This window comes from Niabella soli DSM 19437, assembly GCF_000243115.2.
In the GTDB taxonomy this organism is placed as follows: Bacteria; Bacteroidota; Bacteroidia; order Chitinophagales; family Chitinophagaceae; genus Niabella; species Niabella soli.
In genome coordinates this window covers 2,899,056-2,920,829 of sequence record NZ_CP007035.1, presented here as the reverse complement: position 1 = coordinate 2,920,829, position 21,774 = coordinate 2,899,056, and the positions used below count along the sequence as shown (strand labels likewise).

The 21,774-nt window shown below is 45.3% G+C and carries 22 protein-coding genes; 13 read left to right on the top strand and 9 right to left on the bottom strand.

Going from position 1 to position 21,774, the window contains the following annotated elements:
• The first annotated feature begins 11 nt into the window (after positions 1–11).
• Genes NIASO_RS12485 through NIASO_RS12455 form a run of 7 tightly spaced genes read left to right on the top strand, consistent with a single transcriptional unit; the run spans position 12 to position 5,169 of the window.
• Positions 12–1,211 (top strand): beta-ketoacyl-[acyl-carrier-protein] synthase family protein, encoded by a 1,200-nt coding sequence (locus NIASO_RS12485; RefSeq protein ID WP_008586309.1) that lies wholly within the window; start codon positions 12–14, stop codon positions 1,209–1,211.
• Positions 1,212–1,234: 23 nt separating this feature from the next.
• Positions 1,235–2,263: a beta-ketoacyl synthase chain length factor gene (locus NIASO_RS12480; RefSeq protein WP_008586307.1), complete on the top strand. Its 1,029-nt coding sequence runs from the start codon at positions 1,235–1,237 to the stop codon at positions 2,261–2,263.
• Positions 2,257–3,030: a polysaccharide deacetylase family protein gene (locus tag NIASO_RS12475; protein ID WP_025298938.1), complete on the top strand. Its 774-nt coding sequence runs from the start codon at positions 2,257–2,259 to the stop codon at positions 3,028–3,030. The genes NIASO_RS12480 and NIASO_RS12475 overlap by 7 nt, the downstream gene beginning before the upstream one ends.
• Positions 3,023–3,649 carry a LolA family protein gene (locus NIASO_RS12470; RefSeq protein WP_025298937.1) on the top strand — a complete coding sequence of 209 codons (627 nt, stop codon included), beginning with the start codon at positions 3,023–3,025 and terminating at the stop codon, positions 3,647–3,649. Before NIASO_RS12475 ends, NIASO_RS12470 begins: the two co-directional genes overlap by 8 nt.
• On the top strand, positions 3,627–4,256 hold the full coding sequence (locus NIASO_RS12465) for a hypothetical protein (protein WP_008586301.1): 630 nt from the start codon (positions 3,627–3,629) through the stop codon (positions 4,254–4,256). Before NIASO_RS12470 ends, NIASO_RS12465 begins: the two co-directional genes overlap by 23 nt.
• Positions 4,246–4,617, top strand: coding sequence for a beta-hydroxyacyl-ACP dehydratase (locus tag NIASO_RS12460; RefSeq protein ID WP_008586298.1), 372 nt, complete (start codon positions 4,246–4,248; stop codon positions 4,615–4,617). Before NIASO_RS12465 ends, NIASO_RS12460 begins: the two co-directional genes overlap by 11 nt.
• A gap of 3 nt (positions 4,618–4,620) precedes the next feature.
• The gene (locus NIASO_RS12455) at positions 4,621–5,169 is read left to right on the top strand and encodes a methyltransferase family protein (protein WP_008586297.1); all 549 of its coding nucleotides are present in this window, start codon (positions 4,621–4,623) and stop codon (positions 5,167–5,169) included.
• A 4-nt stretch (positions 5,170–5,173) separates the two neighbouring features.
• Here the strand turns inward: NIASO_RS12455 and NIASO_RS12450 are convergent, their stop codons facing one another.
• Entirely contained in the window at positions 5,174–7,129 is a 1,956-nt protein-coding gene (locus NIASO_RS12450; RefSeq protein ID WP_008586295.1) for a M1 family metallopeptidase, read from the bottom strand.
• 178 nt (positions 7,130–7,307) lie between these two features.
• On the opposite strand from NIASO_RS12450, the gene NIASO_RS12445 reads away from it, so the two are divergent.
• Positions 7,308–8,699 (top strand): serine hydrolase, encoded by a 1,392-nt coding sequence (locus NIASO_RS12445; protein ID WP_008586294.1) that lies wholly within the window; start codon positions 7,308–7,310, stop codon positions 8,697–8,699.
• Positions 8,700–8,746: 47 nt separating this feature from the next.
• Here NIASO_RS12445 and serS read toward each other — a convergent pair whose 3' ends face one another.
• Complete coding sequence (serS, locus tag NIASO_RS12440; protein ID WP_245605178.1) at positions 8,747–10,039, bottom strand: serine--tRNA ligase; 1,293 nt, start codon at positions 10,037–10,039, stop codon at positions 8,747–8,749.
• A 132-nt stretch (positions 10,040–10,171) separates the two neighbouring features.
• On the opposite strand from serS, the gene NIASO_RS12435 reads away from it, so the two are divergent.
• Positions 10,172–11,221: a COX15/CtaA family protein gene (locus NIASO_RS12435; RefSeq protein ID WP_008586289.1), complete on the top strand. Its 1,050-nt coding sequence runs from the start codon at positions 10,172–10,174 to the stop codon at positions 11,219–11,221.
• A gap of 222 nt (positions 11,222–11,443) precedes the next feature.
• On the opposite strand, the gene NIASO_RS12430 is transcribed toward NIASO_RS12435, so the two are convergent.
• Positions 11,444–12,097, bottom strand: a complete 654-nt coding sequence (locus NIASO_RS12430; RefSeq protein WP_044046650.1) for a helix-hairpin-helix domain-containing protein — start codon at positions 12,095–12,097, stop codon at positions 11,444–11,446.
• A 172-nt stretch (positions 12,098–12,269) separates the two neighbouring features.
• On the opposite strand from NIASO_RS12430, the gene NIASO_RS12425 reads away from it, so the two are divergent.
• Entirely contained in the window at positions 12,270–12,992 is a 723-nt protein-coding gene (locus NIASO_RS12425; RefSeq protein ID WP_008586285.1) for a ThuA domain-containing protein, read from the top strand.
• 122 nt (positions 12,993–13,114) lie between these two features.
• Positions 13,115–13,702: a Crp/Fnr family transcriptional regulator gene (locus tag NIASO_RS12420; protein WP_025298936.1), complete on the top strand. Its 588-nt coding sequence runs from the start codon at positions 13,115–13,117 to the stop codon at positions 13,700–13,702.
• Between the two features lie 65 nt (positions 13,703–13,767).
• Here the strand turns inward: NIASO_RS12420 and NIASO_RS12415 are convergent, their stop codons facing one another.
• The 5 genes from NIASO_RS12415 to nadB all read right to left on the bottom strand — a co-directional run bounded on the left by NIASO_RS12415 (position 13,768) and on the right by nadB (position 18,055).
• Positions 13,768–14,130 (bottom strand): Hsp20/alpha crystallin family protein, encoded by a 363-nt coding sequence (locus tag NIASO_RS12415; RefSeq protein WP_008586283.1) that lies wholly within the window; start codon positions 14,128–14,130, stop codon positions 13,768–13,770.
• A 196-nt stretch (positions 14,131–14,326) separates the two neighbouring features.
• The gene (locus tag NIASO_RS12410; protein WP_008586281.1) at positions 14,327–14,695 is read right to left on the bottom strand and encodes a hypothetical protein; all 369 of its coding nucleotides are present in this window, start codon (positions 14,693–14,695) and stop codon (positions 14,327–14,329) included.
• An 11-nt stretch (positions 14,696–14,706) separates the two neighbouring features.
• A complete protein-coding gene (locus tag NIASO_RS12405; protein WP_025298935.1) occupies positions 14,707–15,258 on the bottom strand; it encodes an RNA polymerase sigma factor in 552 nt (183 codons plus the stop codon).
• A gap of 213 nt (positions 15,259–15,471) precedes the next feature.
• Complete coding sequence (locus tag NIASO_RS12400) at positions 15,472–16,350, bottom strand: lysophospholipid acyltransferase family protein (protein WP_008586277.1); 879 nt, start codon at positions 16,348–16,350, stop codon at positions 15,472–15,474.
• An 88-nt stretch (positions 16,351–16,438) separates the two neighbouring features.
• Positions 16,439–18,055, bottom strand: a complete 1,617-nt coding sequence (gene nadB, locus NIASO_RS12395) for an L-aspartate oxidase (RefSeq protein ID WP_025298934.1) — start codon at positions 18,053–18,055, stop codon at positions 16,439–16,441.
• Between the two features lie 248 nt (positions 18,056–18,303).
• On the opposite strand from nadB, the gene NIASO_RS12390 reads away from it, so the two are divergent.
• A complete protein-coding gene (locus tag NIASO_RS12390; RefSeq protein ID WP_008586272.1) occupies positions 18,304–18,633 on the top strand; it encodes a hypothetical protein in 330 nt (109 codons plus the stop codon).
• A gap of 5 nt (positions 18,634–18,638) precedes the next feature.
• Here the strand turns inward: NIASO_RS12390 and NIASO_RS12385 are convergent, their stop codons facing one another.
• Complete coding sequence (locus NIASO_RS12385; protein ID WP_008586270.1) at positions 18,639–19,325, bottom strand: lysoplasmalogenase; 687 nt, start codon at positions 19,323–19,325, stop codon at positions 18,639–18,641.
• A gap of 340 nt (positions 19,326–19,665) precedes the next feature.
• Here NIASO_RS12385 and ispG point away from each other — a divergent pair, with 340 nt between their 5' ends.
• Positions 19,666–21,690: a (E)-4-hydroxy-3-methylbut-2-enyl-diphosphate synthase gene (ispG, locus tag NIASO_RS12380; protein WP_025298932.1), complete on the top strand. Its 2,025-nt coding sequence runs from the start codon at positions 19,666–19,668 to the stop codon at positions 21,688–21,690.
• Positions 21,691–21,774 lie beyond the last annotated feature (84 nt).

The window sequence follows — 21,774 nt, the reverse complement described above, 5'->3', positions numbered from 1 at the left end:
AAATTTAGATAATGAGTCATTCGGTTTATATAGCAGGTACAGGTATTATTTCAGCCATTGGAAATAACGTGGCGGAGAACCTGGAGTCTTTGAAGGCCGGGAAGGCAGGTATACGTCCGATGCAGCGGTTACAATCCGTTCATAAAGATGCCTTGCCGGTTGCAGAAGTACCCTTATCCAACGAGGAGCTGGCGGCGCTCGCGGCCCTGCCTGCGCAGATCAGCCGTACCGCATTATTAAGCGCGGTTGCTGCGAAAGAAGCGATCCTCAGTTCAGGGATCGATCTTTCTCAATGGCGCACAGGGTTTATTTCTGCCAACTCTGTGGGGGGAATGGATAAAACCGAAGATTTTTTTCCTGAATTTTTACAGAATGCAGGTGAAGGCGATCTGCAGATGGTGGTAAACCATGAATGCGGAGCCGTTACAGAAATTGTTGCAGATGTACTCGGAGTAAAAGATTTTGTAACTACCATTAGCACCGCCTGTTCTTCATCGGCCAATAGTATCTTCCTGGGAGCGCGAATGATCCGCCAGGGGCAATTGGATGTGGTCATTGCAGGCGGTACCGATGCGCTGACCCGCTTTACTTTAAATGGGTTTAATACTTTGATGATACTGGATCAGGAATATTGTCAGCCCTTTGATGAGAACCGGCGCGGGTTAAATTTAGGTGAGGGGGCGGCCTACCTGGTTTTGGTGTCGCCCAAAGTGGCGGCAACGCTGAAGGAGCAACCGGTTGCTCAAATAACCGGCTGGGCAAATGCAAACGATGCGCATCACCAAACAGCCTCATCACCCGAAGGGAAGGGCAACTTATTGGCAATGGAGGGCGCCCTAAAAAAAGCGAAACTTCAGCCGTCGGATATTGATTATATAAACCTGCACGGTACGGGCACCAATAATAATGATAGCTCAGAGGGAGCAGCTATTGCGCAACTGTTCCAGGGGCGGTACCCGGCTATGAGCTCCACCAAATCCTTTACAGGGCATACTTTGGGAGCAAGTGGAGCCATTGAGGCGGTTTACGCCCTGCTGGCCATCCGGGAAGGATTGGTGTTCCCCAATCTGCGGTTGCAAACGCCCATTAAAGAATTGCCGTTTACAGTTACTACGGTACTTGAACAGAAAAAGATCGATCATGTGCTGTCCAACTCCTTTGGATTTGGCGGTAATTGCAGTGCGCTTATTTTTTCCCGAACAATATTCTAGATTTTAAATCTTAATTCTGCATTTTGTATATTCATTCCACATATGCCGTTTCCCCGCAGGTGTCTTTTGACGCATTGCTGGCAAACCCTGAACGATATACAGGAGAACGGTTCGCCTGTAAAGAGCCGGATTATACCAAATACATCGACCCAAAACTGATCCGCCGCATGAGCCGTATTATAAAAATGGGAGCGTCGGCGGCTATGGAATGTTTACAGGCTGCACAGGAAAAAAATCCTGATGCGATCGTGACGGGAACGGCTTATGGCTGCCTGGCAGATACGGATCAGTTCCTGACGCGCATGGTGGAGTTTAAGGAAGAATTGTTATCGCCTACGGCATTTATTCAATCCACACATAATACCGTAGGGGCACAGATAGCACTGCAACTGAAATGCCACAATTATAACAATACCTATGTGCACCGGGGCAATTCTTTTGAAGCGGCATTGCTGGATGCTGTAAGCCTGATCAATGAAGGCGATGCGGAAAAAGTATTGATAGGTGGGGTGGACGAAATTATTGAGCACAGCCACGCAATATTGCGGCGGTTTGATCTGTATAAAACAGACGGCGCCTCCGAAATGCTTATTGGTAGCGGCACCCGGGGAACCATAGCCGGAGAAGGCGCTGCTTTTTTCCTGCTGGATAAAAATAAACCGGTAAATGCAATGGCAAAGCTGGATGCCATGCAAACATTTTATAAACCCACCGGGGAAATAACAGATCTCATTGAATCGTTTATGGCCGGTCAGGGCATATCGGTGAATGATATCGACCTGGTTATTACGGGCGACAATGGCGATAACCGGTATAGCCGGCATTACAACCATATAAACCGGTTGCTGTTTGAAAACAAACCAGCAATCACCTATAAACAATATTGTGGTGAATATCCGACTTCATCGGCGTTTGCACTGTGGCTGGCATCGAATATTATAAGTACAGGAAAAGTACCTGAAAATACAGCGATGGTTGCGCCAAGAAAAATTTTAATTTACAATAATTATAAGCTAAATTATCCTTCGCTTTATTTATTGTCGGTATGCTGAACTTCCGAAATACGACCCTTGTTTTTATGATTTTACTGGCTGCATTTGCCTATTTGCAGCTACAGCAGGGCTGGCACTGGTCGGGCTATTTTATGCTGATAGCGGTTTATACCCTGGTGTTGTTTTACGGAAGTTTTTATGTAGGCTCCCAGTTTTTTATACCAGCAGTATGCCAGGGCACAACCACAGAAAAACAGATCGCGATCAGTTTTGATGATGGACCTATTGAAAAACATACTCCTGAAGTATTGGCCATTTTAAAAAAATACGAAGTGCCTGCTACTTTCTTCTGCATCGGCTACCGGGTGGCAGCACATGAAAGCCTGTTTAAACAAATTATTGCAGACGGGCATCTTGTTGGCAGTCACTCTTATTACCATGATTTTTGGTTCGATATGCATTCCTCCAAACGGATGACAGCAGAGCTGCAACAACTACAGAAGTTGGTTTATCGGTTAACCGGTAAAAATATGAAGTGGTTCCGGCCGCCCTATGGCGTTACTAATCCGAATGTTAGCAAAGCGGCACGGGCGCTGGATTACAAAGTGATTGGCTGGAAGGTGCGCACCATGGACACGGTGACAAAAGATGAATCCAAATTGCTGCAAAAAGCCAAAGACGGGTTACAGCCCGGTGCTATTTTTTTATTTCATGATACCATACATACTACGGTTTTTATATTACCCAGGTTTTTAGAATATGTTAAAGAGCAGGGTTATACCGTGGTACCCCTGGATAAATTGGTACATTTGCAACCCTATGCGTAAACTATTTCTATTGGTATTATTTGCGGACCTCTCGTTGGCCGGTTTTGCACAATACAAACCCGTTGGCGATGCGGCAAGTATTAAACGGCAATTTGCGGTGGCTTCCCAAAAAATAAACAGCATTGCAGCAGATTTTACACAGGTGAAAAGCCTGAGTATGCTTTCCGAAAAACTAACCTCAAAAGGAAAGTTTTATTTTAAACGGGATAACCGGGTTCGCATGGAGTACACAACTCCTTATCAATATCTGATGGTGCTGAACGGAAATAAAGTAAGTATTAAGGACGGACAAAAAACAAATAAAATGTCTGCCGGTTCCAGCAAACTATTTCAACAGATCAATCAGTTGATGATGGATTGTATTAAAGGGACGGTTTTTGATAATCCTGATTTTTCTGTACAATTACTAGAGAACAATAGCAGCTATCTGGCTGCTATGACACCGGTTACCAAAGAGATGAAAGCGCTTTTTAGACAGGTAAAAGTAACCATGGCAAAAGGAAGCTTTGTGGTGAGCGAGGTGCAGATGATCGACACCAGAGGGGACAATACGACTATCCGTTATTCCGGTCAAAAATTAAATACCACTTTACCCGATGCGCTTTTTGTTATTAATTAGTGCGCTGGCGTTGCTGAACAGTTGCGCACCGGTTGCTTATAAAAACCTGAAAAGCGCGAAAGGAACGGATCATTGCATCGACAAATTCAAGCCAATTGTTAAACGGGCATTGTATCAAACATCGGTTGATGTGGTGGGCAATCATTTAAGCGGTATCCTGCTGATCAAACAAATGCCGGATAGCTCCACGCGCATCGTTTTTACCAATGAAGTGGGATTCTCTTTTTTCGATTTTGAATTTGCAAAGAATGGAGTATTTACCGTTCATTCAATTATCCCTAAAATGGATAGGGATGCGGTAAAGAAAACGCTTAAAAAGGATTTTGAGCTTGTTTTGATGAACCACCTGAACGCCGCTACCGCAAAGGTCTATACAAAGAATAATGAATATTATTACGCTTTTCGTGATGGCTCCGACATTTATTACTATATAACGGATGCGAAGTGTGCACAGTTGCTGAGGATGGAACGGGGCGATGCAAAGAAGAAAGTGCTGGAAGCCACACGCGGCCCATTAATGGACGGTATGCCTGAGTTTGTAAACATCCGCCATAAAAATTTTAACTTTACCATTGATCTGAAAATGATTACAGATAATGCTGAATAACAATTTATATACCATTAGCAGCTTTGAAGACCAGGCGGGAGCTATAAGCGGAACAATAGAATTAAACGCCGCCCATAAAATATTTGAAGGGCATTTTCCTGGACAGCCTGTATTACCAGGCGTATGTATGCTGCAAATCATAAAAGAGCTGACAGAAAAAGCAACCGGGAAAAAATTATTCCTGAATGATGCGGCGCAATGCAAGTTTCTTTCAATGGTAGATCCCGTGCAAACTCCTTCGTTAATTGTAGCAATTAACTATCAGCAACCCGACGCTGCAACAATAACCATTAACGGGACGCTCAAAAACGACACAGCAACCTTTTTTAAAATAAATGCGCAGCTAGCGATTACCTGTTAAGTCATGCAGTTCATTTACCTGTTTTGGCTCCTTTCAGAAATAATTATCAGCAGGGCCTTTCGCGCCCGTTCTGCCGACCGGCAAGGAGAGGATAAACATTCCCTGGCCATTATCTGGATTGTTATTATTGCCGCTACTACGGCAGCAGTATATATCTCATTAAATGTTGCAGCTCCTATTTCAGGAACTAAAAGCGCTGTATATATGGGTTTGGGGCTGTTGATCCTCGGGATTTTATTGCGCTTTTTTATCATAGCTTCCCTGGGGAAATTTTTCACAACGAATGTTACGATAAGGCAGGAGCATGTACTAAAAACTGACGGCTGTTATAAATATATCCGTCATCCCGCCTACGCAGCTTCCTTATTGTCTTTTGCAGGATTTGGCATTTCCCTCAATAACCAGATCGCGTTGCTTGTAGTATTGATTGCCGTGAGGCTGGCTTTTTATAACCGCATCCGGATTGAAGAACGGCTGCTGGTGAAACATTTTGGACAACAGTATATTGATTACGGGAAACATACCTGGCGCCTGATCCCTTTCATTTTTTAAATGATCAGGGTTTCCATTTATTGTTTTCCCGGTTACTATCCGGCAATTGATTTTTTGGATCGATTACTACGGAAGCCAGGCGCGATGTAGTATTGACTTTGATGGTATGCTTAGCGCCCAATTGCCATACTTCCACCGGCACCCGGATATGCTGCGTATGCCCGTTACGCTCTGCAACAGCAAGGGGTACCGGCATAACCATTTGTTCTTTGTTCTCAATAGTGATCAGCGCGCCTTTTGCAGGATCGCCGTCTACATATTTTACATCGGTAATGGCCTGGTCCAGTTCCCAGTTATTGTAAAACCATTCCCGCCAGAACCAGCTCAGATCTTCCCCCGCGGCATTGTCCATCGTTCTGAAAAAATCAACGGGCGAAGGATGCTTGAAAGCCCAGTTTTTGGTGTAGCTGCGAAAAGCATAATCAAACCGGTCTTTCCCGAGGATGATATCGCGCAGCAATACCAAACCAAAGGCCGTTTTAAAATAGGCCAGCGGGTGCACATATTTATAATCCATGCCATCGGGCGGCGATAGCAGGGTGGGTCCGTTCTTTGTTGCTTTGATCACCGGGATAATTTCATCAGCAGGGTTGCCTCCTTTGGGCGCATATTCCCCATCGCGCTTGGGCGCAAACTGGCCTTTATTAAAATCTTCCTGGGCATAAATATCAATAAAAGTATTAAATCCTTCGTCCATAAATGGGTAACGCCGCTCGTCTGAACCTACGATCATCGGGTACCAGGTGTGCCCGATCTCGTGGGAGACCAGCGCCCACAGGCCTTTGCCACCTTCCCGGTAATAATCAAAGGCCAGTGCAGGAAATTCCATGCCGCCAATAGGCCCCGCAACATTCGTCGCTTCCGGATAGGGATATTCAAACCATTTCTTTGAGAAGTCCTCCACCGAAGCTTTTACATATTCAGTGGCATGATTCCATTCGCTCTTACCCTGAACGCTTTCTTCCGGGTAAACGGATTGCGCGAAAGCTGTTTTTCCTGAAGGGAGATCTATTTTTGCCCCATCCCAGATAAAGGCTTTTGAAAGTGCGAAAGCCACGTCGCGCGTGTTGTTCATGGCAAAATGCCAGGTCACGGTTCCGGATATTTTTTTTGTGGGAGATTGCTTTTTTATATCCTCCTGCGAATAAATGACCACTGTTTTATCCGAAGCGTGGGCTTTTGAAAGATGGGTCAATACTTTATCGCTCAATAATTCCTTTCCATTCAGCAACTGCCCGGAGCCAACAGCCAGCATCCCTGCAGGAACCGTTATTTTATAATCGATATTGCCATACTCAAAATAAAATTCACCTCCGCCAATATAAGGCAACGTATTCCAGCCGTTGAGATCGTCATACACGCACAGGCGGGGAAACCAGTAGCCAAACTCAAAGATTTTCCCGTTTTTTGTTTGCAGGATCCCGGCCCGGTCGGCGGCGGAAGATTTTAGTAGTTTGAAAGAAAAACGGATCTTAAGTTTCAGTGATTTTCCGGAATCCAGCGCTTTTTTTAAGCGTAATTGCATACGTGTGTCCTGTACCTGATAAGCTGCCTGCTGCCAGGCGCCACCGTTGTTGAGTTCAACGGTCGCAAGTTTGAACCCCTTGTCCGGTGCTGGTTCCAGGCCCGGAGCGGTCAATGATTGGGCGCGCGAATTTTCTTTGTCTACATTCTGATCCAGCTCCAGCCAGAGATAATCCAGGGTATTCGGACTGTTATTGATGTATTCGATGACTTCAGTTCCGCTCAGGATATTGGTGGTGGTATCAAACGCCGCTTCAATAGCATAATTGGCGCGGTTTTGCCAATAAGCTCGTCCGGGTGTGCCATCTGCGGCGCGGAAGGCGTTGCCGTTAAACGTATAAAAGCCCGGGGCGAAAACTTTGTTGGGATCATAGTTTTGCGCAGTACTGTAAATAGAATAGCAAATACAAAGTAAGAGTGTAAAAAATTTATACATCGGAAGGGGTTTGAGTGTTCTAATGTATAAATTTTTAAAATGAATTTTTAGGAAATTATAAAACCGGCGGCAATGGTGGATGCATGGTAGCTGAGATGAACAGGTATATGGCGAAAATTAGATTTTTTTCTTAACTTTCAAGCATTGTGAAGTCTTCATTCTGGCTACCATACCACTTATGAAATATTATCTGTTTATAATCGCCCTTTCCTCCTTATTTATACAAACAACTTCAGGACAAAATAGAATTAGCACAATAGACAGTGTACTTAACAAACTATACGAGGCTGATAAACTAAATGGCAATGTACTTATTGCCGAAAAGGGCAGGGTCGTTTATAAGAAAAGTTTTGGCGTGGCTAATAAGAAGACAAAGGCGCATTTAAATGACCAATCAGTATTTGAATTAGCTTCTTTAACAAAGCAGTTTACTGCAATGGCGGTACTGATCTTAAAGGAGCATGGGAAGCTAAACCTGGAGGCAAGCATTGGCAGTTATATTCCCGAACTCTCTTTCTATTCAAACGTAACGGTGCGTAATTTGCTGAATCACACCGGTGGGCTTCCAGACTATCTCAGGCTGATGGATAGCTCCTGGAATAAAAATAAAATTGTCTCGAATAAAGACGTTATTAATTTCTTTGCAAATACACACCCTAAATTATTATTTGAACCAGACACCCGTTTTGATTACAGCAATACCGGCTATGTATTTTTAGCGAGCATCATAGAGCGTTGTTCGGGAAAATCTTATCCCGATTTTTTGAGGGCCAATATTTTTGATCCCTTGGGAATGTCCAGAACTATGGTTTACCGAAGGCGATTTGCACCGCATACAATAAAAAATTATGCGTTGGGGTATGTGTATGATGAAAAACGAAAAAAATATCTGTTACCAGACAGCATAAAAAACTACCAGTTTGTAAAATGGCTGGATGGTGTGTATGGCGATGGTACGGTAAATTCTACTGTTATTGACCTGTTGAAATGGGACCGGGCACTCTATACAGACAAATTAATTTCAGATAAAGACCGGGCGGCAATGTTTACACCGGCTATGCTGAAAGATGGGGCGAGAACGGCTTATGGATTTGGCTGGTCGATTGACAGCACCGGCGGACGTGGGATCAGGGTATCTCATTTCGGGAGCTGGCCGGGATACGTTTCTTATATTGAACGGGATATTAACACAGATAAGACAATCATTATTCTTACGAATCATTCCAACAGACTTAATTACATCCCGTTCATCCAGGATGCGCTTTACAAAAAGCCGCTGCCGCCTCTAAAAATTTATAAAGAAGTTTTTTATCCTGCGAAACAGCTAAAGAAATTCGAAGGCAGATACCTTCGGGATAAAGATAGCATCACTGTTTTTTTAGAAAATGGACTGCTCTATTATCAACAGGCAGGGCAAGATAAATTTTTGCTAACGCCCATGAGTTCCCGTTCCTTTTTTATTAAACAGTTCGATGATACAACAATTGAGTTTGACTTAGATAAGAATGAAAATGCCTTATCATTTATTTTGCAAAGTGCGAATCAAACATCAAAAGCTATAAAACAATAATATTTCTGCGAAGGTCTGCGCTATCTGCGGGAAACCCTGAACAGCCGCTATTTCGAAATCACCTCTTTCCCAAAATAAGGCACCAGCACCTTTGGCAATCTAATGCCGTCTTCCTGCTGGTTGTTTTCCAAAATACAGGCAAAGATGCGGGGTAAGGCCAGGGAACTGCCGTTGAGCGAATGTGCCAACTGCGTTTTACCATTTTCATCCTTAAAGCGGATCTTCATCCGGTTGGTCTGATAATTTTCAAAGTTAGACGTAGAGCTCACTTCCAGCCAACGCTCCTGGGCGGCACTATATACTTCAAAGTCGTAGGTAAGGGCAGAAGTAAAGCCCATATCGCCGCCGCAGAGTCTTAAAATGCGGTAAGGCAGTTCCAGGCTTTGTAATAATTTTTCCACGTGTGCTACCATAGCATCCAACGCCTCATAACTTTTTTCTGGATGGGTGAGTTGCACGATCTCTACCTTTTCAAACTGGTGCACCCGGTTGAGGCCGCGCACGTCCTTGCCAAAACTGCCGGCTTCCCTGCGGAAACAGGGCGAGTAGGCGGTCATTTTAACGGGCAATTGTTCCTGTTTTAAAATGGTATCACGGTAAATATTCGTCACCGGCACTTCAGCCGTCGGGATCATATAATAATTATCGGCCGGCATATAGTACATCTGGCCTTCCTTATCCGGCAATTGCCCGGTTCCAAAGGCGGAGGCTTCATTTACCATAAAAGGAGGCAGGTATTCTGTATAGCCGGCTTCCAGGTTAAAATCCAGGAAATACTGTACCAGTGCGCGTTGCAGCTTAGCGCCCTGGCCCTTGTATAAAGGAAAACCGCTGCCGGTAATTTTTGCACCGGTCTCAAAATCAACCAGGTCGTAGGCTTTTATTAAATCCCAATGAGGAACCGCGTTTGGCGGCAATATGGGCTTGGCGTCGCTTTCCCGTACCACTTCATTATCTTCTGCACCATTTCCCACGGGTACCAATGCTGCCGGGAGGTTGGGCAGCAGCACCAGCTTTTCCTGCACCAGCTTTTCTGCCTGGGCCAACTGTTCGCTGATGGGTTGTAATTTCTTCTTTGCGTCCGCAACAACGGCCTTTTTTTCTTCCGCTGCTGCTTTGTCGCCCTTCGCCATCAGTTGGCCTATTTCTTTGGAAGCGCTGTTTACAACGGACTGGGTGGTATCAAATTCCAACTGGGCCTTCTTGCGTTGATCATCGAGTGCAATGATCTCATCAACCAGGGCCAGGTCTTTAAAGTTCTTTATGGCCAGTCTTTTTTTTACGGCTTCCGTATCCTGCCGTAACAATTGTAATTGCAGCATCTCAAAAAATTTTTGCAAAGATAGCCGTTTGTGACGGGATGCTGAAGGCGGAACGCTCAATGCGGAACGCAAAAGGCTCCATGACTGATTCTGGATTCTAACATCAAACAAAAAACTGCAAACGACAAATAATTAATACTTTTGCGCGTTATGCAGTTACAAAAGAATAAACCGGTGGCCACCTGGTTATTTGTCGGCGCCGGAATGATCATTATACAGGTTTTATTAGGGGGCATTACCCGGCTAACCGGGTCGGGACTTTCCATTACCGAATGGCAACCCATCCTGGGCGCACTGCCGCCGATGAACGAACAGGCCTGGGTGGAAGCATTCAATAAATACAAGGAGATTGCGCAGTTTAAATACATACACAATTATTTCACCCTGCAAGATTTTAAGTCCATTTATTTCTGGGAGTGGTTTCACCGCGACTGGGCGCGGCTGATGGGCGTTGTGTTTATTATCCCTTTTGTTTATTTTATTATAAAAAAGAAGATCGACCGCAGTATGCTCTGGCCCATGATCATCTTATTCCTGCTGGGCGGGTTGCAAGGCGCCATCGGCTGGATCATGGTGAAAAGCGGTATCGGTACGGATCTGGTGTATGTAAGTCCCGTCCGCCTGGCTATTCATTTCCTGTCGGCCTTGCTGCTGCTGTGTTATGTGGTGTGGTTTGCGCTAAAATTGACCGTTCCTGAAAACAGGCTTGCTTATAATACGCCTTTAAGAAATCTTACCATTGCCCTGCTGGTAGTCATTACTCTACAGCTTACCTACGGCGCTTTTATGGCCGGGACCCATGCCGCAAAAGCCGCCATTACCTGGCCCACCATTAACGGGAGCTGGTACCCGCAGGGACAACTGTTTACAGAAGGCAGTTTCCTGGATGATATTACGCATAACTTAATCACCATCCAGTTTACACACAGGAGCCTGGCATATTTGATCACTGTTCTGATGATCTTTTATACCCTTCGCTTAACCCGGTTGCCGAAAACAACAGCTTTGTCTAAAATGCGCTTTCTGCCTTTGGGTATTGTCCTTGTTCAGGTTACGCTGGGCGTTCTGGCCTTGATGAATTACCTCAACAACAGCAAATTTATCCTCAGTATTTTTCACCAACTGGTGGGTATGCTGTTCCTGGTATGTATGGTTGTTTGCCTGTTTTTGGGCAGAAAGAACGGCATAAATGAGAAATAAAAAATAATAAATGAGGAACCGAGAAAGGATCGTTCCAATTGAAGTCCTTTCTTACTTCTGATTTGAAAATTCTTATTCTTTATTTCTCAGGCTGGTAATCGCATACAGCTTACCGCCGTAAGCGTCTTGCCGGCCAAAAACGCAGTGTTCAATAAATAAGGAACCGGAAAGTATCGTTCCAACCGGCCCCTTACTTATTGCTGATTTGTAATTTCTTATTTCTTATTTTCCTCCGATGAGCTCATCCTGCAACGCTTTCAGCTCTTCCCATTTTTCTGCGGCTGCCAGTTTAGCCTGTTTGGGCCAGCTTTTGGGATTGTGCATTGCAAACTTGCTGCCGGCGGCGTCAAGGATTTCTTTTAATTTTTTTGCAGTGGCCTTCGACAGGTCTTTGAAAGAGTGAATATTTTCTTTTTCCAGCAATTTGGCAATCGCCGGACCGACCCCTTCAATTTTTGTTAGATCATTTTTAATGATTTCGGCAATTTTCCCGCCTGTCGAACGGGCAGGCTTCGCCGGAGCTTTTGCTGCTTTTTTTGCGGGGGCTTTTGCCCTGGCGGACGCCGCTTTTGCAGGTTCTTTCGCTACAACAGTATCTTCCCCAATGGTAATAACAGAGTTGTCGATGCCAAAATGATGCTTGTGCACATAGGCCGTCGCTGCCCAGTCGTTTACCCAACGCCCGTCATCCAGTAAAAAACGGTATTCGTAGGTATGTCCGGGCTTCAGCTTTACGGCTGCTTTCCAAATGCCATCTTTGCCTTTCTTTAAAAGTATCGCTTTGTCTAAATCCCAATCATTAAAATCACCTAATAAAACAACTGAACTTGCGGTTCCAAGGGCTTCCTGGGGGAGTGAGAATATAATCTCTTTCATATTATGAATAATTTGTATAAGGTTTTCAAAACGCAAAGGTAACAAGAATAAATTGATTTCTTTTTTACTGTGCTCCGGTAAAGAACGGCATATTTTGAAGAAAGCCCTGTTATTTTTAAATGAACCATCAGTATCTTTAGCATTCATTCGGATAATGAGTTAATAGTATATTATGAAAAAATTAAGCATTCTTTTGTGTGTGTTGTTGCTGGCGACGGGCGTCTTTGCAGCGAAACCCAAAGTACTGGTGTTTTATAAAACGGCCGGATTTCACCACGCTTCCATTGCAAAAGGACTGGACGCCATTTATCAACTGGGTGCAGCAAACGGTTTCCTGGTGGATAGCACCACGGATGCAGCCGCATTTACTAATGACAACCTGAAGCAATACGCAGCTATTATTTTTTTGAGCACAACCGGAACCTTGTTTAATACAGACCAGCAAAAGGCGCTGCAGCAGTACGTGCATGATCACGGTGGTATTATGGGCATTCATGCGGCTGCCGATGCGGAATATGAATGGCCCTGGTATAATAAAATGATAGGCGCCTGGTTTTTGAGCCATCCCAAACAGCAAACCGCTACATTAGATGTGGTAGACCGCAATAACGGCAGTACCCGCCACTTGCCGGCAAAATGGACCCGGAAGGATGAATGGTATAATTATAAGGACATCAATAAGGGGCTGCATATATTGATCACACTGGATGAAAAAAGCTATGAAGGGGGTAAGAACGGCGCTTTTCATCCCATTGCCTGGTATCATGAGTTTGAAGGCGGACGTGTTTTTTATACCGGCCTGGGACATACAGATGAATCTTATTCGGATCCCATGTTTCTGCAACACCTGCTTGGGGGTATTCGCTACGCGATGGGAGCGCGCAAAAAAAAGTGAGGGCGGGCCAAAAAGCCGCGAGCCGGTGGTTAACCGGAAAACCGAAAAGGCGGGACGATCTTACCTCTCGCCGCCTTACTGGAAAAAACACTTTTCGTCAGTCTCAGTAATCCTTGTAAAACATGTACGATAACCTGATTAATAACCTGAAGCACTTCATGCCTTTTCCTGAGGACGATCTGGATTTTTTTTTATCGCTGATGGAACCGCGGCATTGTAAAAAACACGAAAAGATCATTCGCATCGGCGACCCTGTGAACTATGTTTTTTATATAGATAAAGGCCTGATTCGCTATTACAGCGAGCATGGCGGCAAAGATCAAACCCTGCGGCTGTTCCGGGAAAATATGTGGGTTTCGGAATATGCCTCCTTTCTTACCAGGAAACCTTCTATGATCTGTATTGAAGCACTGGAAGACACCACCCTGCTCCAGATGCATTTTGACCGAATGCAGGAGGGTTATGAGCGGGCAAAAGTATTCGAACGTTTTGGACGGAAAATAGCAGAAGCTTTATTTATCCGGGAAGTTGAAATGGCCACGGAGCGTCGCACCAAATCAGCGGAAACGCGGTACCTGGAACTGGTGCAAAATGATCCTGCTATTATTAACAGGGTGCCGCTGAAGTATATTGCATCGATACTGGGCATTGAACCCGAGAGCCTCAGCCGTATACGGAGAAGAACCACCCGCACAAAAAACGGAAACTGATTTTCGCTGCGGTTATTTCCCCGCTGATCATTCCAGGTCATCTGCATAAGATCCGCAGGAAACTTTTAACCCGGAATAGCAAGATCCATCTGTTTTTGTAAATCCAACAGCGATATCTCGCTTTTTTTAGGAAGAAAAACAGTCAGCACGCCCTGCTCAAAACGGGTGGAAATGCAATCCGTTTCTATCCGGTTGTCCAGGAGCAATCGCCGCTCAAACCCGTTAATGGGGTATTCCTGTTTGATAAAAGATACCTGTGCGTCCGCATCCGTATCCGCATGACCCTTAATAATAAGGGTATCGTTGAGGATTGAAACAGTAATGCTTTCCTCCGGGAATCCCGCGGCATAAGCGGTCAAACGGTAACAGTCGTCCCGGTCTTCAATGTTCACCGGTATGGTATGTTTCAGCCGATCGTTGTTGTTCATAAAAATAGATTTTATAATTATTGGGCGTGTCCCCGGGCCATATTCCTTATTCCTTGCTGGCTACTGTACCAGGCACATGGTGCGGTTAATAAAAAGGCATCACTCCTGCCCGGGGCCGGGCTGCGCCAGGGTTCCGTGCTCCGCTGCGCTGCACACCGCCTTTCAGGCGCCTTTTGCATTCCTCACGCGGGTTTCGTCAGGGTTCACCAGGTCGATCTTCTTCCGGTGGCCTGCAATGCCGGCGCCAGTCATCTCTGAAGCGTTCTTTCCATTCCTGCCGGAATTTTTGCCGCTCCTCCGGGGTCATATTTTTAAATTTTTCCTGTAACCGCGCCCCGGGACCAAAATGTTTTCCGGGGCCTCCGCCCGGACGAAAAGAGCTAAAAAGGATCTTCGAAAGCACTAATAGCCCTACGGCCTGCCAGTAGGATATTCTTTTTGTATTCAGCAGTTCCGGAAGGATCGCATTCCACAGCAACATTACCAGCCCGCCAAAAGCCAGTAATGCAAACAATGCAAAAAAGACAAATACAAATTTTGGCGGCCTTCTTCTTTTATAATTCATAATAATGTAATTTAATAATTAATCAGTTCATCATACAAATATTGCAGGCGGTTGCGCAAATGCTGGACGGCATAGCGTTTCCGGCTGATGATTGTTTTGATATTCTCTTTATTCCGGTCTGCAATTTCCTGCAGCGTCACTTCTTCCAGCTCGTTCAGCATAAAAACTTCCCGCTGGTTCTCTGGTAATTCGTCAAGGGCCGCAAACAGTTCTTCCCAAAAAAGTTTTTTAATATCCGCCAATTCAGGGTCATTATCCAGGGTAAACAGCAACTCCCGGAAGGAGGTTTCCCCCGCTTCATTTTCGAAAGCATAATCATCGATCAGGGTATTTTTCTTTTTCCGGTATTTATCGGTGATCTTGTTACGGGCCACTTTAAATAACCAGCCGCTTACCTGTTCAATGGTCTGCGTGGCGCTGGCGTTGGCATATTGGTACCACACATCCTGCAAAATATCTTCGGCATCGGCGTCCGTATTCACGTTTTTGCGAATAAAGCCAAAGAGCCTGCTACCATACTCCTTAACCGTCTGGATGATATTTTGATGCTGTTCTTCCGCCAATATGTACGCTTTTTGCTCCTGCATCAATAGGGATGACGGGCCAAATGGAAAATTACTTTAGGAAGGTCGGTATTTTTTTGAAAACAAGCCCAACCGCAAAGACGCCAGGACGCGAAGGAGTTGCTTTTTCTGTGTCCTTGCGTGAAATACGCCGCGTCGTTGCTCCTCTGCGTCTCCGCGTGAAATACATTGCATATTGCGGTTAAACAGGGGCTATTCTCCCATTTCATCCCCATCCTTCCATTCATGTTTCCACCGGCGGTGGCTCCATAGCCACATGTCAGGATTGTTGCGGATGGTGGCCTCCAGAAAGCGTACAAATTGCCTGGTAAGCGCCTCTTCTGTGCTGTTGGTTTTCGGATCTTCTTCGGCCAGCGTAAAGGTTACGTTATAATAACCGCGCTTTACCCGTTCAATGGCGGCAAACAAAACCACCGCGTTGTTGGTGATAGCACTTTTGGCGGGGCCAATGGTAAATGCCGTTTTGCGATCAAAAAAATAGAACCATTTGGCCTTGTCTACGCGGCCGGGACTTTGGTCGGCGATGAGCCCCAGGCAATACATACTGCGGCGGTAGGGCATAAATTCCCGTGTCATGCGCGCGGCATCCAGTAAAACGGCCCCGCTGCGGGAGCGCAGTTTTTTAAAAACCCTGTTAAGGGAGGGGTTGCTGATAGGGATGTACACGCCAAGGAACCGGTGTCTGATCTTGCGCACCACCTGCACATTGCCCCATTCCCAGTTAAACGTATGCCCTAAATGCAATTGTACGCTGCGCTGCTGGTCGTAATATTGATTGATGAGGTCCCAGTTGCCGGTAAAACGTTTTTCAAAAAATGCATCGGATGCCGAAAGCACTTTTACCGTTTCCACCAGGGAGTCAATAAACTTGTGGTAAAAATCTTTTGCAATGCGGGTGCGCTCTTCAATGGTTTTTTCGGGGAAAGCAATGGCCAGGTTGTCCAACACCACTTTTTTACGGTAGCCTATAACATAATAGATGACGGCGTAAAAAAAATCAGCAAGCAGGTATAATGCCCGAAGGGGTAACAGGGAACATAGATACAAAAATCCGTAAACGATATAATACACTTAATAATTTGTTGAAAGTTCAAAGTTGAAAGTTCAAAGTTTAACATTGAACGTTGAACTTTGAACCTCCCGGTTGCCGGTTGTAAAATTACAAAACAACATTCTGCACCAATGCGCTTTTTTCAGGATAATCCGTGTTATAATTCAGTCCCCTGCTTTCCTTGCGGAACATGGCGCCTTTTACGACCAGATATCCAACTGTGATCAGGTTGCGCAGCTCCAGCAACTGTGGCGAAACCTTGCTGGATTTGTACAGTTGTTCGGTCTCTTCCCAAAGCAGGTCCAGCCGGCGGGATGCGCGCTGCAATCTTATATTGTTCCGCACAATGCCTACATAATCGGTCATTACCTGGCGCAGCTCCTTCAGACTCTGGGTGATCAGAATCATCTCCTTCGGCTGCATGGTGCCTTTGGCATTCCATTCGGGGATCTGTCCATCATAATTGTGCTCATTCAGCGTGCCTGTTTGTGCTTTTTCCGCTACATGTTCAAAGCAGCGGTGCGCAAATACCATGGCTTCCAGCAGGGAATTACTTGCCAGGCGGTTGGCGCCATGCAGCCCGGTGCTGCTGCATTCTCCTACGGCATACAGATTGCGGATGGAGGTCTGCCCCCATTCATCCACCTTTATACCGCCACAGCTATAATGCGCTGCCGGCGATACGGGGATCATATCTTTGGTAATATCGATGCCGATGCTTTTGCATTTTTCATATATATTGGGAAAATGCTCCAGGAATTTTTCCAGTTCAAAATGGCGGCAATCCAGCCACACATGTTCGGTACCGGTGCGCTTCATTTCGCTGTCGATAGCGCGGGCAACAATATCGCGGGGTGCCAGGTCCCTGCGTTCATCGTAGCGTTCCATAAAAGCTTCGCCTTCTTTATTACGTAAAATACCCCCGTCGCCCCGCACAGCTTCTGTTATTAAAAAGGCCTGCCCTACCAACCCGGCTTCAAATAAGGCCGTTGGGTGAAACTGGATGAACTCCATGTTTTCGATCCGTCCTTTGGCCCGGTACACCATGGCCACCCCATCGCCCGTGGCAATGCCGGGATTGGTGGTGGTGCGGTATACCTGCCCGTTGCCTCCTGTTGCCAGGTAGGTTGTTTTTGCCAGGATGGTCTCAATTTCATTGGTGTTTAAGTTGAGCACGTACACTCCATAACATTCAATATCCGGCGTTGCTTTGGTAACCAGGTAGCCCAGGTGGTGTTGCGTAATAATATCAATGACCAGGCAATGCTTGAGGAGCTCAATATTGGGGCAGCCCTCCACGGCTTCTAAAAGCGCCCGCTCCATCTCCCAGCCGGTAACGTCCTTATGATGCAGAATGCGGAATTCACTGTGGCCGCCTTCCTTGCCGCGCTTATAATCTCCGTCGGCCCCCTTATCGAAATGCGTGCCCAGGTCAATCATTTCATCAATACGCTCCGGTCCTTCCTTCACCACTATTTCTACTATTTTTTCGTTGCACAGACCATCGCCCGCTATCAACGTATCTTCAATATGTTTTTCAAAACTATCATGCTCCAGGTCATTCACCACCGCTACGCCTCCCTGGGCATATTTGGTATTGGTTTCATCAGCTGCCGCCTTGGTAAGCACCAATATTTTTTTTTCGGGGAATTTTTTTGCCATTTTATAGGCATAGGTAAGGCCGGCAATTCCGGTACCAATCACTAAAAAATCTACCTGTTGCATATTTTTTATTAAGATGTATAAGTGACAAATTTATCGGTATTTATTTAAATGATTATGAACCTGCGCGCATTATTCGATAGCAGGAGCGTCTATGGAAAGACGATTGATTAATCGTGTAATGCCTTCATAAATACCGTATTTATACCATTGTGGAAAGAAAATGCTGGCTTTAATTTTGTTGGTATAAGAAAATAAGTATTTTAGTGACATTAATGCACTTGAAAAATACAACCTTTAAATCAATTGTTATGCGTTATTCAAAAATCATTAAGGGTTTCTATTATCGGAACGACCCGTTAAATACGGGAGCCGATTCGATCTTGCTATTTGATGAAAAATGCGCGAATGTTGCAGGCATTGTGTATCTGAAACCCGATTCAACGAAACTTAGCCAGCCCTGCTGGGACGAGGGCGGGGTGCCGGCCTTGTGCTGTCGTTATTCGGAACTGTTACTGCTTATTGATGTACTGAGCGGGGCCGATGCCGTATACCTGAATGCAGAGATCAATGCCAATTGCGTGGAAAGAGCGTCATTGGTAACCGAAGGTACTTCGAAAACAGGAATGTTTCTTGCATAAACCTGTTACCGTTTTTGCGGACGAGCCAGCAAAAGATGCCTTATAAGCCCTTTTGTCAATAACCATTGCGCCAATACATAGGTGAGCATGATCGCCCAGCCGCCCCATACCTCGGGATGGTAGAATTTATTAATGGCCAGAACCGAATCGGAAATAATAAAGAAAATGGCCCCGGTTAAAATGAACCGGGCGGTTTTGTTATCGGGCAATTCATAAAGGTTCATGGCCAGCAGTAACATAAAGCTGATCACTAACCCATACACGAGTACGGGTATTTTAAGTGCCCCCAGGTGTGGTATTAAAAAGCTCGTTATAAAAAAATAATACACCCCAACAATTACGGCGCTATACCATCTGCCGGGGAGGGAAGCCTGTGTGCGTATAGCGTGGAAGCACAGGATATAGAAAATATGCGCGATTAAAAAAGCAACCAATCCTAAAATAAAATACATTTCATTACTATTGGCGAATAACAGCAAACTGTCGCCCACAATAGAAAACCCCAATGCGGCAATGCCCCATTTTTTAAGGGAGGAACGAATCCCCTTTGTTGCTGCAATAAAATAGGCCAGTAATGCTGCTACCAGCAAAGGCTTAAAAATAGATTCAATAACAGGGTTATGCAAGGTCATTCCTGTAAAATACGCGGCAGTTACGCAAATAAAGACCGTTTTCCAGTGTGAAGCTTTCATTGGGAATTAAAAATAAGGAATGAGAGATAATAAATGAGGAAATGTTTGATGAGCTTCTGTGAAAATCTGTGGAATCTGTGAGCAATATATTAAATGTTACTTTTATTCGTTGCTTTAGTTTTTCTCACAGATTTCTCAGATTCACACAAAATTTTTTGAATTTCAGTTAAGTCGCCAGCGGGCTTTGTAAAATGCTGTTTGCGGAAGTATACTGAACTCTACAGAAAAGCGTCGATCTAACAATGATCTGTGCTAATCCCTGCAATATCTGAGAAAAGTGTTATGTACCTGTTTCTGCATCGGAATCTTCCGGCAAATGAACAATAACTATCTTTGCAGCATGGAATTATACGCGGCGTCACTCACTTCATATAAAAGACTGTTAACCAAAGAAGTAAGGATAGGAGATTTGTTATTAGGCAATAATCATCCCATCCGGGTGCAAACCATGACCACCACCGATACTATGGATACCCTGGCAACCGTGGAGCAGTCGATCCGCTGTATTGAAGCAGGGGCGGAGCTGGTACGGATTACCGCCCCCTCCAAAAAAGAAGCGGAGAATCTTCTGAATATTAAAAATGAATTGCATAAAAGAGGTTATAATACCCCTCTGGTGGCCGATATTCATTTTACGCCCAATGCCGCGGAAATTGCCGCCCGCATCGTGGAAAAAGTGCGGGTGAACCCGGGCAATTATGTAGATAAAAAGAAGTTTGAACAGATCGAATATACCGATGCGGAATATGCCGAAGAAATCGACCGCATCCGCGAGCGGTTTACTCCGCTGGTAAAAATATGCAGGGAATATGGTACGGCCATGCGCATCGGTACCAACCACGGCAGCCTGAGTGACCGCATCATGAGCCGCTATGGCGACACCCCGATGGGAATGGTGGAAAGCGCTATGGAGTTCCTGCGTATCGCCCGGAGTGAAGATTATCATCAGATCATCCTGAGCATGAAGGCCAGCAATCCCCAGGTTATGGTGCAGGCCTACCGCTTACTTATTAAAACGATGGATGAAGAGTTCGGGGAAATTTATCCGTTGCACCTGGGCGTAACCGAGGCCGGCGACGGAGAAGATGGTCGCATTAAATCGGCGATAGGTATTGGCACATTGATGGAAGACGGCATTGGGGATACGATTCGTGTGTCGCTAACGGAAGATCCGGAGTTGGAAATTCCTGTTTGCCGGGATATCGTGAAGCGTTATGAGGTTAACAAGTTTAAAAGTTTAAAAGTTAACAGAGAAGTATCTGATTTCTTATCAACTTATCAACCCCTAAACTTGTCAACCTTAAAATACAGCCCTTTCCAATACAAGCGGCGCATCTCGGCCCCCGTAAGCAATATCGGCGGAGGGCAGGTTCCTGTAGTTGTTGCAAATTTTAGTAACCGGCAAACAGTTATGCCACAGGACCTCGAAAGCATTGGCTATACCTACGATCAGGTTACCGATAAATGGCATATAGCAGATGCGGCGGCGGATTATATTTACCTGGATGATCCGGCTATCGGCTTTGCTTTGCCGGGCACCCTAAAAATAATTACCCCCCACAGCCAATGGCTGCTGGTGGAAGATAAAACCAAATGCTTCCCTTTTTATACTGCGGAAGCTTACACAGAAGGAGATAGCCACATCAATTTTGTATCGGTCAATTGCACTGACGGCGGGGAGTTGAGTGATGCCGCTTTAGATAACCTGGTTCAGGCAAAAAATACCGTATTGTTCCTCAGCAGCGATAATAAAAATGCGATGCAAAGCGTGCGTCGTTTTTGTATGCTTTTGCAGGAAAAAAATTGCACCCATCCTATTATCCTGGAAACAAACAGCAACTGGGAAACTGCCGATGAGCACCTTATTCATCTTGCAACCGAAACCGGCGCCTTGTTTTTAGATGGCTTTGGCGATGGTATTTGTTTGGGGATGGGACAAAAAGCAGATGCTGCTGTGTCGATAGTTAATTCTTCAGGAAGGAATTACCTCAACAATAACAGCGTGCACCAGTTTTTGAATAATACCGCCTTCAGTATTTTACAGGCAACGCGCACCCGTATCTCAAAAACAGAATATATTTCCTGTCCCTCCTGCGGACGTACTTTGTTTGATCTGCAGGAAACCACTACAAAGATCCGTTCCGTTACCAATCACCTCAAGGGAGTAAAGATCGCCATTATGGGTTGTATCGTAAACGGCCCGGGGGAAATGGCGGATGCAGATTTTGGATACGTGGGCAGCGGTCCGGGCAAGATCACCTTGTACAAAGGCAAGGAAGTAGTAAAGCGGAATGTGAACAGCGATATTGCAGTAGAAGAGCTCATTAACCTGCTAAAGGAAAACGAAGCCTGGATAGAACCTTAATCAGAACAATAAAAAAGTGGCGGTATCAAAAGCCCTGGACGAATGAATAGCCGGTAAAACGGGAAGCTAATGTTCTCTGCTTTA